The 15,094-nt window shown below is 68.0% G+C and carries 14 protein-coding genes and 1 pseudogene; all 15 read right to left on the reverse strand.

Annotation, left to right across the window (positions count from 1 at the left end; all coding sequences use genetic code 11):
• Window positions 1–90: 90 nt before the first annotated feature.
• Window positions 91–837 carry an IPT/TIG domain-containing protein gene (locus OHT21_RS13885; RefSeq protein ID WP_328768588.1) on the reverse strand — a complete coding sequence of 249 codons (747 nt, stop codon included), beginning with the start codon at window positions 835–837 and terminating at the stop codon, window positions 91–93.
• 473 nt (window positions 838–1,310) lie between these two features.
• The gene (locus tag OHT21_RS13890) at window positions 1,311–2,420 is read right to left on the reverse strand and encodes a right-handed parallel beta-helix repeat-containing protein (RefSeq protein ID WP_328768589.1); all 1,110 of its coding nucleotides are present in this window, start codon (window positions 2,418–2,420) and stop codon (window positions 1,311–1,313) included.
• Between the two features lie 619 nt (window positions 2,421–3,039).
• The gene (locus OHT21_RS13895; protein WP_328768590.1) at window positions 3,040–3,486 is read right to left on the reverse strand and encodes a DUF2550 domain-containing protein; all 447 of its coding nucleotides are present in this window, start codon (window positions 3,484–3,486) and stop codon (window positions 3,040–3,042) included.
• 129 nt (window positions 3,487–3,615) lie between these two features.
• Window positions 3,616–3,990 carry a F0F1 ATP synthase subunit epsilon gene (locus OHT21_RS13900; protein ID WP_328768591.1) on the reverse strand — a complete coding sequence of 125 codons (375 nt, stop codon included), beginning with the start codon at window positions 3,988–3,990 and terminating at the stop codon, window positions 3,616–3,618.
• Between the two features lie 193 nt (window positions 3,991–4,183).
• The gene (gene atpD, locus OHT21_RS13905) at window positions 4,184–5,620 is read right to left on the reverse strand and encodes a F0F1 ATP synthase subunit beta (RefSeq protein ID WP_328768592.1); all 1,437 of its coding nucleotides are present in this window, start codon (window positions 5,618–5,620) and stop codon (window positions 4,184–4,186) included.
• Complete coding sequence (locus tag OHT21_RS13910; RefSeq protein WP_328768593.1) at window positions 5,620–6,537, reverse strand: F0F1 ATP synthase subunit gamma; 918 nt, start codon at window positions 6,535–6,537, stop codon at window positions 5,620–5,622. Before OHT21_RS13910 ends, atpD begins: the two co-directional genes overlap by 1 nt.
• Window positions 6,538–6,557: 20 nt before the next feature.
• Window positions 6,558–8,150 (reverse strand): F0F1 ATP synthase subunit alpha, encoded by a 1,593-nt coding sequence (gene atpA / locus OHT21_RS13915; protein WP_328768594.1) that lies wholly within the window; start codon window positions 8,148–8,150, stop codon window positions 6,558–6,560.
• A gap of 147 nt (window positions 8,151–8,297) precedes the next feature.
• Window positions 8,298–9,119 (reverse strand): F0F1 ATP synthase subunit delta, encoded by an 822-nt coding sequence (locus OHT21_RS13920; RefSeq protein ID WP_033323861.1) that lies wholly within the window; start codon window positions 9,117–9,119, stop codon window positions 8,298–8,300.
• The gene (locus tag OHT21_RS13925) at window positions 9,116–9,664 is read right to left on the reverse strand and encodes a F0F1 ATP synthase subunit B (protein ID WP_328768595.1); all 549 of its coding nucleotides are present in this window, start codon (window positions 9,662–9,664) and stop codon (window positions 9,116–9,118) included. The genes OHT21_RS13920 and OHT21_RS13925 overlap by 4 nt, the downstream gene beginning before the upstream one ends.
• A gap of 44 nt (window positions 9,665–9,708) precedes the next feature.
• Complete coding sequence (gene atpE / locus OHT21_RS13930; RefSeq protein ID WP_165265056.1) at window positions 9,709–9,939, reverse strand: ATP synthase F0 subunit C; 231 nt, start codon at window positions 9,937–9,939, stop codon at window positions 9,709–9,711.
• 78 nt (window positions 9,940–10,017) lie between these two features.
• A complete protein-coding gene (gene atpB, locus OHT21_RS13935; RefSeq protein ID WP_328774077.1) occupies window positions 10,018–10,788 on the reverse strand; it encodes a F0F1 ATP synthase subunit A in 771 nt (256 codons plus the stop codon).
• A gap of 273 nt (window positions 10,789–11,061) precedes the next feature.
• A complete protein-coding gene (locus tag OHT21_RS13940; RefSeq protein WP_328768597.1) occupies window positions 11,062–11,499 on the reverse strand; it encodes a hypothetical protein in 438 nt (145 codons plus the stop codon).
• Window positions 11,500–11,757: 258 nt separating this feature from the next.
• A complete protein-coding gene (locus tag OHT21_RS13945) occupies window positions 11,758–13,167 on the reverse strand; it encodes an MraY family glycosyltransferase (protein ID WP_328768598.1) in 1,410 nt (469 codons plus the stop codon).
• 130 nt (window positions 13,168–13,297) lie between these two features.
• Window positions 13,298–14,548: a serine hydroxymethyltransferase gene (gene glyA, locus OHT21_RS13950; RefSeq protein WP_328768599.1), complete on the reverse strand. Its 1,251-nt coding sequence runs from the start codon at window positions 14,546–14,548 to the stop codon at window positions 13,298–13,300.
• Window positions 14,549–14,859: 311 nt separating this feature from the next.
• Window positions 14,860–15,087, reverse strand: a pseudogene (locus tag OHT21_RS13955) (protein-tyrosine-phosphatase); the annotation flags it as partial.
• Window positions 15,088–15,094 lie beyond the last annotated feature (7 nt).

A 15,094-nucleotide genomic window follows, 5' to 3' on the forward strand; every position in this document is an offset into this window, starting at 1 on the left:
GCCTCAGGGTTGAGCCCCGTCCGGGCGGAGGGGGGACTGCCGCCCGGACGGGGGTTCATCGCCTCCGTGATACGGAGGCGATCGGACCGGCTAGATGCCGGGGCCTGCGACGTAGGTGAAGCCGGCGACGGCGGTCGCCGATCCGGCGGGGTTGGTCACGACCACGTCGACCGCTCCCGCGACCCCAGGCGGAGTGACCACGGACAGCGTGGTCGCGTTGATCACCGAGAACGGCGCCGTGGTGCCGCCGAAGGTGACCGAGTCCGTGCTGTCCAGGTTGGTGCCGGTGATGGTCACCGCCGTGCCCCCAGAGGTCGGACCCGACGTCGGGCTGATGGTCCCGATCGTGGGGGTGTCGACGTAGGTGTAGCTGAGGCCGTTGTTGGTGCCGCCTGCGGTGGTGACGCTCACCGCCACCGGCCCGGCCGCCGCGCCCGCCGGAACCGTGACACTGAGCGAGCTGTCGCTGGTCACCGTCGGAGTGGCGGTCACCCCGCCGAAGGACACACTGGTGGCCGTCGACAGGCCGGTGCCGTTGATGGCGATGGTGTTGCCGCCGGCCAGCGGCCCGGAGGTGGCGCCCAGGGACGACTTGAACGGGGCGCCGACGTAGAAGTACGACAGCGGGTTGCTGGTCCCGCCCGGGGTGGTCACCGTGACGCCGACCGTGCCGGTTCCCGAGGGAGAGACGGCGGTGACCTGGGTCGGGGAGACGTTGGTGACGCTCGTGGCAGGCTTGCTGCCGAACGTCACCGCGCTGGTGTCGGACAGGTTCGTGCCCGTGATGGTCACCGGGGTCCCGCCCCCGGTGGAACCCTGATTCGGAGAGATTGGCATGCGGACGCTCCTCGCTCGTTGATGGGGACATGCGAGGAACCGGCAGGAATGGCCAGCCATCGACTGCCACGTCGCAGGAGTGGGACCGCCGCCAACAGGCACGCACGTACGCCCTGCTCAACTCCGCCGATGCGGCAAGCGCCGATCAGCAGTGCGGCCACGCCCGGGTGAACGAACCGACACAGGCGCCCCCGCACACCCAGCCGGGCGCGCAGCAGCCTTCGCCATCTCCCCCTGGGCAAGGAAAAACCGGCGAGCGCTGCCTGTCCGAACGTTCCCCCGGCTCGGGGATGGGCAGCCCGCCGGTTCACACTCTTAGTGACCCATACATCCAATCGAGTGACAAGACATCACCTATCCAGTCACCCAAAAGGAGTAACCCTTGCCTTTGGCCGCTTTCACTACATCTCATCTCTTTTCTGTCGAACCGGTCGGCCAAGCCCGGGCACCCCTGGCGCTTGGCCGACCAGTCGTTACTGCGTGCAGCCGGGGACGTCTCCGGACGGTGCGCAGTTGTCAGGCGTGTTCTGGACGACGGGCGCTCCGGTCAGGACGACCGAGCCGCCGACGCGGAAGATCCCACCGCCCTGGCCGCCCGCGTGGTTGCTGAAGACCCTGCCGCCGACAAGAACGGAAGTACCGGCCTGGTGGTAGAGGCCGCCACCGTCGATTTTGCTGACGTTGTAGTCCACGGTGGTGTTCCGCAGTCGCAGGGTGCTGCCGAGGCCGAGGTTGGCGATGCCTCCGCCGTACGTGGCGGCCTCGTTCCCCGTCACGCGGCCGCCGTTGAGGGTGAGGGGACCGAACGCTGTGATGATGCCGCCGCCTTCGAAGTTCTCGGTTCTGTTGCCCCGGACCGTTGTACCGCCGAGGACCGTGGTGCCGAAGGTGGCCAGTCCACCGCCGGTGGACGCCGCCGTGTTGCTCTGGATGGATCCCCCTTGCACAGTCAGCCGGGCGGAGTCACCCACGTGAATGCCGCCACCGTCGCCCGCAGTGTTGCCGTCGTCGGCCCTGTTGTCCGACACGATGCTGCCGGCAAGTCTCGCGGTGGCACCGGACACGACCGCGATCCCGCCGCCGAGGACGGAAGCGGTGTTGCCGGTGATCCGGCTCGCGACCAGGCGGAGCGTCCCTTCGGTGAGGATGCCGCCGCCGACCGTGCCGGAACCCCCGGTCGCGCTGCCGCCCGACACGGTGATCCCGTTGAGGGTGAGGGATCCCTGCTGAGCGACTTCGGCGATACGGAACGCCGTGGCCGACTGACGGGTGATGGTTGCTCGACTACCAGTGATGGTGATTTGCCCCGTGATGATCGGCAGCCCGGTGGCGCCGTTGGTGCCGTCCGGAACGGCCGGAGCAGTCAGCTCGTAGCTGCATCCCGACGAGAGCACGATGGTGCCCCGCCCACGAGTGTTCGCCTCGTTCACCTGCTTGATCAACTCGGCGACGTCCTCGCACGGCACCGGTAGCCTCTGACGCGCGGGCAGGGACTTGGCAGTGGCCGGTATGGCGATACCGGCCACGGATACGCTCAGCAGTACAGCCACGGCTAGGGCACGAGCCTTCTTCAAGGTCAGCACTGGTTCTCCCGTCGTCGTTGTGGTTCAACTTGATCGGGAGAATCGGTCGTTGGCACCCAGTGAGATCTGGACGGGTGAAGGAGTACGCCGATGTGACCCAGCAACGCGACGAGCAGGTGGTTCGTCGACTGCCGCGTCGCCAAAGCCTCCACGGAACGCCAACTCGCCTGCCGCAGCGACTACTTGACCCTTCGCACCGGCACACAGTGGGAGGGGTTCGTACTGGGGGGAGCCGGTACGCCTCAGCGACAGGAAGCCGCGAGAGCGCTGGACCATTCGAGTGACATATTCAACAACCCCCCACGACTACCGGGGCGAGCGTGGATTCTGGAATGGATCTGGCCGGTGGGCCGCCCATTCTCACCGGGGGATGCGGCAGTCGGACCACCTGCGGCTTTTCTGCAGAAGCACGGGTTACAGCGCCGACATACCGCGATGGGCACCCCCGGTGCAGAAACTGGATCCCGATCAGCCGGCGCCGTGCGCGGCGCCGGCTGATTCGGCGGCCGGGTCACACCAGCCCGCCCCTCGCCTCACACTCCGACATGCCAAGCAACTCTCACTGACGCAAAACTGCAAACGTGGCGAGGTTCTCACCCACGATTGCGCTGCCGATCTTCTAAGCCACATTGACTCGTTGCCCCGGTGGAGCCGCCTCCAGCCACGCGAGAAAGCCGGTCAGCGCGTCCTCGCTCATCGCCAGTTCGAGGCGCGTACCCCGGTGGAGACAAGCGAGCACGATCGCGTCGGAGAGCAGCGCCAGCTCCTCCTCGCCCTCGGGGGCGCGGCGGCCGGCCACCTCGATGGCCGAGCGTTCCAGGATGCGGCGCGGGCGAGGAGCGTACGAGAAGACGCGGAACCATTCGATGCGGTCGCCGTTGTAGCGGGCGATTCCATAGCCCCAGCCTTTGCCGCTGGTGTCGCTCTTCTCGGGGGTGTTCCAGCGGAGGCTGCAGTCGAAGGTGCCGCCGGAGCGCTGGATCAGTCTGCGGCGCACACCGAAGACGAAGAGTCCGGCCGCCGCCAGCAGGACCACCAAGCCGCACACAGTCAGAGCGAGGACCATCGACACCGACCTCCTCGTCTCCTAGGTAACGGAAAGGGAAAAAGCACCCGCATTGCCGCAGCCGCGGCCCGGTCCGGAGAAGGCTCCGGTCCTGGCCGCGGCTGAGTCAAGTCCTGTGGCGCGCTGGTTTCAGCGTGCCGCCACCGCTCGCAGTCGGACGTCCGCGCGACGCTCGGCGGACGCGTCCGCGTCCGACTTCGCGCGCTCGAGCGCCCGCTCCGCACGCTGGACATCGATCTCGTCCGACAACTCGGCGATCTCGGCCAGCAGCGACAGCTTGTTGTCCGCGTACGAGATGAAACCGCCGTGCACCGCAGCGACGACCGTTCCACCTTCACTCGTACGGATGGTCACCGGGCCCGACTCCAGCACACCGAGCAGCGGCTGGTGACCGGGCATGACGCCGATGTCGCCGGACGTGGTGCGCGCGACGACCAGGGTGGCCTCGCCGGACCAGACACTGCGGTCCGCGGCGACGAGCTCGACATGCAGCTCAGCAGCCAAGGTGGGCTCCTCGGGTCACCACCCGGTGCTTGGTACCGGGTGTTGGCTCATAAGTCTAGTAGGGCTCCGAGCGCCGAAGTGCTCGGGCCCACCCCGCCTCTCGGCTGGGGGTGCGGGGGTCGCCCCCCGCAATGACGCAGCGGCGTGAGTGAGGGGGCGGGACGCGCCCGCCCCCTCACCGAGAACACCAGGTTCAGGAGACGCCGAGCTCCTTGGCCTTCGCCTTGAGGTCCTCCAGGCCACCGCACATGAAGAACGCCTGCTCCGGGAAGTGGTCGTAGTCGCCGTCGCAGATCGCGTTGAACGCGGTGATGGACTCGTCGAGCGGCACGTCCGAACCGTCCAGGCCGGTGAACTGCTTGGCGGCGTGGGTGTTCTGCGACAGGAAGCGCTCGACGCGACGGGCACGGTGGACGACGAGCTTGTCCTCCTCGCCGAGCTCGTCGATACCGAGGATCGCGATGATGTCCTGGAGGTCCTTGTTCTTCTGCAGGATCGTCTTGACGCGCATGGCGCAGTCGTAGTGCTCCTGCGAGATGTAACGCGGGTCCAGGATGCGGGACGTGGAGTCCAGCGGGTCCACGGCCGGGTAGATGCCCTTCTCCGAGATCGGACGGGAGAGCACCGTCGTCGCGTCGAGGTGGGCGAAGGTGGTGGCCGGGGCCGGGTCGGTCAGGTCGTCCGCGGGGACGTAGATCGCCTGCATCGAGGTGATCGAGTGACCACGGGTCGAGGTGATGCGCTCCTGGAGCTGACCCATCTCGTCCGCGAGGTTGGGCTGGTAGCCCACCGCGGACGGCATGCGGCCGAGCAGGGTCGACACCTCGGAACCGGCCTGGGTGAAGCGGAAGATGTTGTCGATGAAGAACAGCACGTCCTGCTTCTGCACATCGCGGAAGTACTCCGCCATGGTCAGACCGGCCAGGGCCACGCGGAGCCGGGTGCCCGGGGGCTCGTCCATCTGGCCGAAGACCAGCGCGGTCTTGTCCAGTACGCCGGACTCGGTCATCTCGTCGATGAGGTCGTTGCCCTCACGGGTGCGCTCACCGACGCCGGCGAACACGGAAACGCCCTCGTGCAGCTTGGCCACACGCATGATCATTTCCTGGATCAGCACGGTCTTGCCGACACCGGCACCACCGAACAGACCGATCTTGCCGCCTCGTACGTACGGGGTGAGAAGGTCGACGACCTTCAGGCCCGTCTCGAACATCTCGGTCTTCGACTCGAGCTGGTCGAAGGCCGGGGCCTTGCGGTGGATCGGCCAGCGCTCGCCCTCGAACTGCTCGTCGGAGTTCAGCACCTCACCGAGGGTGTTGAAAACCTTGCCCTTGGTGAAGTCACCGACCGGAACGGTGATACCCGTGCCGGTGTCGGTGACCGAGGCCTGGCGGACCAGACCGTCGGTGGGCTGCATGGAGATCGTACGGACCAGTCCGTCACCCAGGTGCTGGGCGACCTCAAGGGTCAGGATCTTCTTCTCGCCGGCCTTGGCCGGGTCGGCCACCTCGACGTGAAGGGCGTTGTAGATCTCCGGCATGGCGTCGACGGGGAACTCCACGTCGACGACCGGGCCGATCACCCGGGCGACGCGGCCCGTGGCAACGGCCGTCTCAACTGTCGTCGTCATTACTTGTCACTCCCCGCGGTCGCGTCGGCCAGGGCGCTCGCGCCACCGACGATCTCGCTGATTTCCTGGGTGATGTCGGCCTGGCGGGCCGCGTTGGCAAGCCGGGTGAGGTTCTCGATGAGATCCCCGGCGTTGTCGGTCGCCGACTTCATCGCGCGGCGCGTGGCGGCGTGCTTGGAGGCAGCCGACTGGAGCAGCGCGTTGTAGATACGGCTCTCGACGTAGCGCGGCAGCAGGGCGTCGAGGACGTCCTCCGCCGACGGCTCGAAGTCGTACAGCGGAAGGATCTCGCCCTTGGTGTGGGTCTCCTCCGCCACTTCCTTCAGGCTGAGCGGCAGCAGGCGGCTGTCGACCGCCGTCTGCGTCATCATCGAGACGAACTCGGTGTAGACGATGTGGAGTTCGTCCACGCCGCCGTCCGCCGTCTCCTTCTCGATGGCCTCGATCAGCGGGGCCGCGATCTCCTTCGCGTCCCCGTACGAGGGCGCGTCGGTGAAGCCGGTCCACTGCTCCGAGATCTTGCGCTCACGGAAGTTGTAGTGGGCGACACCGCGGCGGCCGACGATGTACACGTCGACTTCCTTGCCCTCGCGCTCGAGACGGGCGGTCAGCTGCTCCGCCGCCTTGATGGCGTTGGAGTTGAAGGCGCCGGCCAGCCCGCGGTCGCTCGTGAGGAGCAGCACCGCGGCGCGGGTCGCCGTCTCCGCCTCCGTGGTCAGCGGGTGCTTGGTGTTAGAACCCGTGCCGACCGCCGTGACCGCGCGCGTGAGCTCGGTCGCGTACGGCGTGGAGGCCGCCACCTTGCGCTGCGCCTTGACGACGCGCGAGGCGGCGATCATCTCCATCGCCTTGGTGATCTTCTTGGTCGCGGTGACGGATTTGATGCGACGCTTGTAGACCCGGAGCTGGGCTCCCATGAGTCAGGTCCCTTCCGTCGTCACTTGCCCGCAGCGGCAGGGGTGTCCTCGCCGAGCAGCTTGCCGTCCGAGGTCTCGAACTGCTTCTTGAACTCCGCGACGGCGTCACTCATGGCCGTGATCGTGTCGTCCGACATCTTGCCGCCCTCCTTGATGGAGGTCAGCAGGCCCTGCTCCTTGCGGTGCAGGTACTCGAGCAGCTCCTTCTCGAAGCGGCGGATGTCGGCGACCGGCACCTCGTCCATCCTGCCGGTGGTGCCGGCCCAGATGGAGACGACCTGGTCCTCGGTGGCCATCGGCTGGTACTGCGGCTGCTTGAGCAGCTCGACCATGCGCTGACCGCGCTCCAGCTGCGCCTTCGACGCGGAGTCCAGGTCGGAACCGAAGGCTGCGAAGGCCTCCAGCTCACGGAACTGGGCGAGGTCGACGCGGAGCCGCCCGGAGACCTGGCGGATCGCCTTGTGCTGGGCGGAGCCACCGACTCGGGAGACGGAGATACCGACGTTCAGCGCGGGGCGCTGACCGGCGTTGAACAGGTCCGACTCCAGGAAGCACTGGCCGTCGGTGATGGAGATGACGTTGGTCGGGATGAACGCCGAGACGTCGTTGGCCTTCGTCTCGACGATCGGCAGACCGGTCATCGAGCCCGAGCCCATGTCGTCGGAGAGCTTCGCGCAGCGCTCCAGCAGACGGGAGTGCAGGTAGAAGACGTCACCGGGGTAGGCCTCGCGCCCCGGCGGACGGCGCAGCAGCAGGGACACGGCGCGGTAGGCGTCGGCCTGCTTCGAGAGGTCGTCGAAGACGATGAGGACGTGCTTGCCCTCGTACATCCACTGCTGGCCGATGGCCGAACCGGTGTACGGCGCCAGGTACTTGAAGCCGGCCGGGTCGGACGCCGGGGCGGCGACGATGGTCGTGTACTCCAGGGCGCCGGCCTCTTCGAGGGCACCACGCACGGAGGCGATGGTCGAGCCCTTCTGACCGATGGCGACGTAGATGCAGCGGACCTGCTTCTTCGGGTCGCCCGTGCGCCAGTTGTCGCGCTGGTTGATGATCGTGTCGACGGCCAGCGCGGTCTTGCCGGTCTGCCGGTCACCGATGATCAGCTGACGCTGGCCACGGCCGATCGGGGTCATCGTGTCGACGGCCTTGTAGCCGGTCTCCATCGGCTCGTGCACCGACTTACGGACCATGACGCCCGGGGCCTGCAGCTCCAGGGCGCGGCGGCCTGACGTCTCGATCTCGCCGAGGCCGTCGATCGGGGCGCCGAGCGGGTCGACGACGCGGCCGAGGTAGCCCTCGCCCACGGCGACCGACAGGACCTCGCCGGTACGGCTGACCGGCTGGCCCTCCTCGATGCCGTTGAACTCACCGAGGACAACGCAGCCGATCTCGCGCTCTTCGAGGTTGAGCGCGAGGCCGAGGGTGCCGTCCTCGAACTTCAGCAGTTCGTTGGCCATGGCCGAGGGCAGGCCCTCGACCTTCGCGATGCCGTCGCCGGCAAGGGTGACCGTACCGACCTCCTCGCGCGAGGCCGCGTCCGGCTTGTACGCCTGGACAAAGTTCTCCAGCGCGTCCCGGATCTCCTCCGGCCGGATCGTGAGCTCCGCCATCTGGGTTCCCTGCTCTCCTTGTTGGGCCCGAAGTTTCAACTTGGGGGTCTGGGGGCGACCCCCAGGAATCCTCTGCACGGCCCAACCAGGGCCGTAGTACTGCCTGTCTTCGTACGTGCGTGTATTGGTACGTGTATTGAGTTGCTGTCAGCCCGCCATGCGGCGAGTGGCGTCCTCGAGCCGGTCCGCGATGGAGCCGTTGATGACCTCGTCGCCCACCTGCACCCGGATCCCTCCGACGACCTCGGGGTCGACGTCGAGGTTGAGGTGCATCGGACGCCCGTAGAGCTTCGCGAGGGCGGCACCCAGGCGCCGCTTCTGCGGATCGCTCAGCGGGACCGCCGAGGTGACGATGGCGACCATGCGGTCTCGGCGCTCGGCAGCGAGCTTGGACAGGGACTCGAGTCCCGCCTCCAGGCTACGTCCCCGCGGCGCGGTCACAAGGCGCGTGACCAACCGCTCGGTCCCGGCCTTGGCCCGGCCGCCGAGCAGGCTGCGCAGCAGCTCGGTCTTGGCGGCGGTGCCGGCGGCGCGGTTCGTCAGCGCGGCACGCAGCTCGGTGTTGGAGGAGACGATCCGGCCGAACCGGAACAGCTCGTCCTCCACCTCGTCGAGTGTGCCCGCCCGCTGGGCCGCGGTGAGGTCGGCCGTGTTGGCCAGTTCCTCGATCGCGTCCACCAGGTTGCGCGGCTGCGACCAGCGGGAGCGCACCATGCCGGACACCAGGTCGACGGTGGTCCCGCCGACCTGGCCGCCGAACAGCCGTCCGGCCAGCTCGGCCTTCGCCTCGCCGGGCTGCGCCGGGTCGGTGAGGACCCGACGCAGGCTGATCTCGCGGTCGAGCAGCGCGGTGACGGCGGCCAGCTCGTCGGCGAGCGCGAGCGCGTCCACGGACGTGTTGTCCGTCAGCGCGTCGAGACGCTCACGTGCGGCAGCGGTCGCCTCGCGGCTCGCTCCGTGCGCTGTCATCGAGCCGCCTCGGCCTTCTCCTCGAGCTCGTCGAGGAAGCGGTCGATGGTGCGGCTCTGCCGGGCGTGGTCCTCGAGGGACTCGCCCACGAGCTTGCCGGCCAGGTCGGTGGCGAGCTTGCCCACGTCCTGACGCAGCGCGGAGGCAGCAGCCTTGCGGTCGGCCTCGATCTGGGTGTGACCGGCGGCGATGATTTCCTCACGCTGCCGCTGGCCTTCCGCGCGCATCTCGGCGATGAGCGTGGCGCCCTGCTCCTGCGCCTCCTGGCGCAGCCGCGCGGCCTCGTGCCGGGCCTCGGCGAGCTGAGCCTTGTACTGCTCCAGCACGCTCTGGGCCTCGGTCTTCATGGCGTCGGCCTCTTCGATGCCGCCTTCGATCGCCGCGCGGCGCTCTTCCAGAACCTTGTTGATGTTCGGGAGGAGCTTCTTCCAGAAGAAGAAGAACACGATGGCGAAGGCGATGGTGCCGACGAGCAGCTCGGGACCGGGAGGCATAAGCGGGTTCTGCTTATCCTCGGTCGCCAGCTGTACCAGGTTGGCGATCACATCAGTGCCTTTCCTTGAAAGGTTTCGATCGTCAGAGCGTCGGCCTAGTAGACGAACGGCATGACGATGCCGATGAGGGCGAGCGCCTCACAGAACGCGAAACCGAGGATCTGGTTGGCACGGATCAGGCCGGCCGCCTCGGGCTGGCGGGCGAGGGCCTGGGTGCCGTTACCGAAGATGATGCCGACGCCGACGCCGGGGCCGATGGCGGCAAGGCCGTAGCCGACGGCACCGATGTTGCCTTCAAGGGCGGCGAGGGTCTCCATGGCAGCCATGCTGATTCTTCCTTCTCTTTCATGAACCGGCGGGGGTTGGCCACCGGACGTTCTTGGGACTTGCGGGGCGGGCGGGGCTCAGTGGTGCTCGGCGATAGCGCCCTGGATGTACGTGCAGGCGAGGAGTACGAAGACGTACGCCTGGACGGCCTGCACGAAAAGCTCGAAACCGATCATGGCGATGGTCATCACGAAGGAGACACCGGCCGCCGGAATCAACCAGCTGTTCAGCAGGTACCACGAGGCCACGGTGAACATGACCAGCATCAGGTGGCCGGCGAACATGTTGGCGAACAGTCGCACCGCGTGCGTGAAGGGGCGGACCAGCAGGTTCGAGAAGAACTCGATGAACATCACGAGCGGCAGGACGGCGCCCAGCGACTTGTCGTAGCCGGTGACGTTCTTGAAGAAGCCGACGAAGCCGTGCCGCTTGAAGGTCAGCGAGACCCAGACGATCCAGACGATGCCGGCCAGCACGAACGGGAACGAGATGATCGACGAGACCGGGAACTGGGCCAGCGGGATCACGGACCAGATGTTCATGATCCAGATGAAGAAGAACAGCGAGACCATCAAGGGGACGTACTTCTCGCCCTCCTTCTTGCCGAGGGTCTCGTACACGATGCTGCGGCGCACGAAGTCGTACCCGGCCTCGCCGACCATCTGCAGCTTGCCTGGGACCACCTTGGCATTGCCGAAAGCAGCGTAGAAGAAGGTGATGACGAGCCCGGTGGTGATGAGGGCGAGCAGCATCACCTTGTTGAACTCGAACCCCCCGACCGTGGCGATCGGCTTGAAGAGGAACGAGTGCAGGCCCGGAGCCGGGAAGCCGCAGCCGTTGTCGGACATGATCCGACAGCTCCAGTCAAAGGCGAGCTGGGTCTGTTCAGCACTCACCACGGGCTCCTTCGGCGTGACGCATAGGTACGGCAACCTCGTTGTGTCGGCGCGGCACGCAGCCGCGGTTCGGCACTGGACTGGTCTTACGGATGTGGGGGCGGCTGTGGGGCATTGAGCCTCGCGCTAGAGCAGGCGTCAGCTCGGATGCCCGCGCCCGCGATGCCGCAGTTGGCACCGGACGATAGCAGGAGGTCTTACGTGCGCTTATCCCGGCCCTACCTCTCACGACGAGTGCCCTGTCTTCTCGGGCTTGTCGCCCTTCGAGGACTCGGGTTCGACGTAGAGGATCTTGGCCTTCATCTGGGCCCAGGCCTGGGCGCCGATCCACGCGAGCGTGCCGGCGACCAGCGTGAACGCAAAGGCCTTGGGGTGGAACAGGGTCGTGTCCTTGAACGCGGCGACGAACATGAACAGCAGCAGAATCTGTGCCGTGTAGAGCATCAGACCCATGGCCTGGAAAAGATGCGGAAGCGATTTGGCGGTGCGCTGCAGAACGTAGAGCCCGAGCCCCATGAAGAGGATCACGACCAGCGTCGCGACGACCGCCCCAACCGCCCCCTTGCCCCCGACGACCACCCCACTGACGACGGCAGCAATAGCGCCAACGCCAGCCGTGGGCACGGCGGCCTGAAGGAGAATCCGGGCGTCATTGGACGGCATGGCGGCAGCTCCGCTTACTAAGGGGGCAGGGTGTCGTCATGGACGAGCGTAGTCCCGGGTGGGGAGGGAACCTCACGCCAATGGGCCGTCGCACTGCGGCCCTTCGGCTCATCCCCGAGTCTCGTGAACCGTATCACAAACTATTTGATGAGGTCTTTACCTGGCTGGTGTGCTCGGCGTCACACATGAGAGTGAACCCGCCCGTCTGTGCACGTACGCCGCCGAGTTTGTCTGGTATAGGGGCGGTTTGCGAAATCGTCAGCGAGACGATCCGGCCTTACGTCCGTCAAGGGCATGCGGACGATGCCCGAGAGCCGTCGCTCCGTTGACCCCAGAGACGCCCGCGGTGACTGGCGTGCGCCGTTCCTCACCAGTCCCAGCGGCCTCCCCGGCCTCCCCGGCCTCACTGGGCGCGCTGCCGGTCGAGGCGCCGGCGGCACCCGCGTACGCGACCGCAGGCGCCCCTTGCACGGCCTCCGCCGTCTCCTCGGCCACCGGCCCGCGACGGCGGTAGCGCGGCGGTACGAAGCGCTCGGCCCAGGCCGGTGTACGCGGCGTGAAGCGCGGCAGCAGAAGCAGCACCAGGCCGATCGCGCTGAGGAACACGACGCCGAGCACGATCCACATGGACGCCGAGTTCACCGAGTACGCGAGGGCGCCGAAGGCGATCAGGGCCGACCAGAAGTACATGATGAGCACGGCCCTGCTGTGCGAGTGCCCGATCTCCAGCAGGCGGTGGTGCAGATGCCCGCGGTCGGCGGCGAACGGGGACTGGCCGCGCCAGGTCCGCCGCACGATGGCGAGCACCAGGTCGGCGGCCGGTACGGCGATGATCGTCAGCGGCAGCAGCAGCGGGATGTAGACCGGCACCGTCTGGTGCACGGCCTCCCTCTCGGACCCGGCGAACAGGTTCATCGCGTCGGGGTCGACCTGCCCGGTGATGGAGATGGCGCCGGCCGCGAGCACCAGGCCGATGAGCATCGAGCCCGAGTCGCCCATGAAGATGCGCGCCGGGTGCATGTTGTGCGGCAAGAAGCCGATGCACATGCCCATGAGGATCGCGGAGAACAGGGTCGCGGGGGCCGCGGACTCGAGCCCGTATCCGTACCAGATGCGGTAGGCGTACATGAAGAACGCCGCGGAGGCGATGCACACCATGCCTGCGGCCAGGCCGTCGAGGCCGTCGACGAAGTTCACGGCGTTGATGGTGATGACGACGAGTGCGACGGTCAGCAGCGTGCCCTGCCACTGGGTCAGCGAGACCGAGCCGACGCCCGGCACCGGCAGCCAGAGGATGGTCAGGCCCTGCATCACCATGACACCGGCGGCGATCATCTGGCCGCCGAGCTTGATCAGGGCATCGATCTCGAACTTGTCGTCCAGGACGCCGATCAGCCAGATCAGCGCGGCCCCGGAGAGCAGGGCGCGCGGCTCGTTCGAGTTCTCGTAGACCTCGCTGAGGTTGGTCAGATGGTCGGCGACCAGCAGGCCCGCGCAGAGCCCGAAGAACATCGCGATGCCGCCGAGCCGGGGCGTGGGTTCCCGGTGCACGTCACGTGCCCGGATCTCCGGCATCGCTCCGGCCACGATCGCGAACTTCCGCACCGGCCCGGTCAGCAGGTACGTCACCGCGGCCGTGACGAGGAGCGTCAGGAGGTATTCACGCACAGGCAGTCCCCACAGGTCTCGCTGGCCATCTCAGCCCCACACCCTAGCTTTCGGCGCATACGGTTGGGAGCTTCCGGGTAGAGCAGATGGTTGCACGCGATGCTGTGTGCGGGTTTGCGCCTACCCACCTCTAGTCCGGATAGGGCGGAAATCTTCCGGTCAGGTCCCGCACTTCTTCACGCACAAGCCGCCCGGCCGGTTCCTCGCGCAGCGCCCGCCCGAGCAGTACGGCGATCCGAGCCATCTCGGCCTCGCCCATGCCCTGCGTGGTCACGGCGGCCGTGCCCAGGCGCAGTCCGCGCACGTCCGGGTGGGGCAGCGCGCAGGTGTCGAGGACCAGACCGGCGGCGGCCAGCCGGCCGCGGGCGGTGCGGCCGTCCACGCCGAGGGGGGCGGGGTCGAGGGTCAGCAGGTGGGTGTCGGTGCCGCCCGTGGTGACGGCGAGGCCCTCGGCGGTCAGACCCGCCGCGAGCGCCCGGGCGTTGGCGACCACCTGATGGGCGTACGCCGTGAAGGCCGGCGTCGCCGCCTCGCCGAACGCGACGGCCTTGGCGGCGATGGTGTGCATCTGGGCGCCGCCCTGGGTGAACGGGAACACCGCCCGGTCGACGCGCTCGGCCAACTCCGCGCCGCACAGCAGCATTCCGCCGCGCGGGCCGCGCAGCACCTTGTGCGTGGTGGCGCAGACGACGTCGGCGTACGGCACGGGGCTGGGCGCCGCTCCCCCGGCGACGAGGCCGATGGGGTGGGCGGCGTCGGCGATGAGATAGGCGCCCACCTCGTCGGCTACGGCTCTGAAGGCGGCGTAGTCGATGTGCCGCGGGTAGGAGATGGAGCCGCACACGATGGCTTTCGGGCGGTGGGTACGGGCGAGCGCGTGCACCTGCTCGTAGTCGATGAGCCCGCTCTCCGGGTCGACTCCGTAGCCGACGAAGTCGAACCAGCGGCCGGAGAAGTTGGCGGGCGAGCCGTGGGTGAGGTGGCCGCCGTGCGGGAGGCCGAGGGCGAGGACGGTGTCGCCGGGGCGCAGCAGGGCGGCGTATGCGGCGAGTACGGCCGAACTCCCGGAGTGGGACTGCACGTTGGCGTGTTCGGCGCCGAAGAGGGTCTTGGCGCGCTCGACGGCGAGGCGTTCGGCTACGTCGACGAGTTCGCAGCCGCCGTGGTGGCGGGCGCCGGGGTAGCCCTCGGCGTACTTGTTCGCGAGCGGTGAGCCGAGGGCGGCCAGCACGGCGGGCGAGGTGAAGTTCTCGGCGGCGATCAGCTGAAGCGTCGTCGACTGCCGGTCCAGTTCCCCGATGAGGAGTTCGGCCAGCTCGGGATCCTGCCGAGCGAGCACATCGGCAGGCAGCAGGCCGTCAAGCGTGTGTGCGACCACCATGGTGGACTCCGGACCGGCAACCCCCTGCGGGGCGGCCTGATATCGGCGGGAAGTAAGTCCAATGTAGAACCGCGTCCCCTGCTGTGCCCGTTGTTACGCCCGACCCGGGGACCCCCAGGAGCGGTCAGGTGCGGGCCGGCACACCCGTCAGCGCCGTCACCACCGGATCGATGGCCTGCTGAAGCCCCCTCCCCCACGCGCCGCGCGCATTGCTCGGCCCTGGCTGGCCTCCCAAGCTTCGCGCCGCTGCGCCGCTGCGACATCAGTCGCTCCGCGACGGGCCGTCCGTCGGAGGTCGTCCCGCTACCAGGTCAAGTGCGAGCCGGCACACCCGTCAATGCCGTCACCACAGGATCAATGGCCTGCTGAATCTCGTCCCCCACCGAGCGGAAAAACGGCAACGGCGCCCCATACGGGTCGTACACCTCGTCCGCCTCCACCGTCGGCGCCAGCAGCCACCCGCGTAGAGCCGCCGCGGCGCGGACCAGGGCCCTTGCGCGAGCGACCACACCGTCCTCCAAGGGAGGCAGGGTCGCCGGGGCACCA

This window comes from Streptomyces sp. NBC_00286 (assembly GCF_036173125.1).
Taxonomy (GTDB): Bacteria; Actinomycetota; Actinomycetes; order Streptomycetales; family Streptomycetaceae; genus Streptomyces.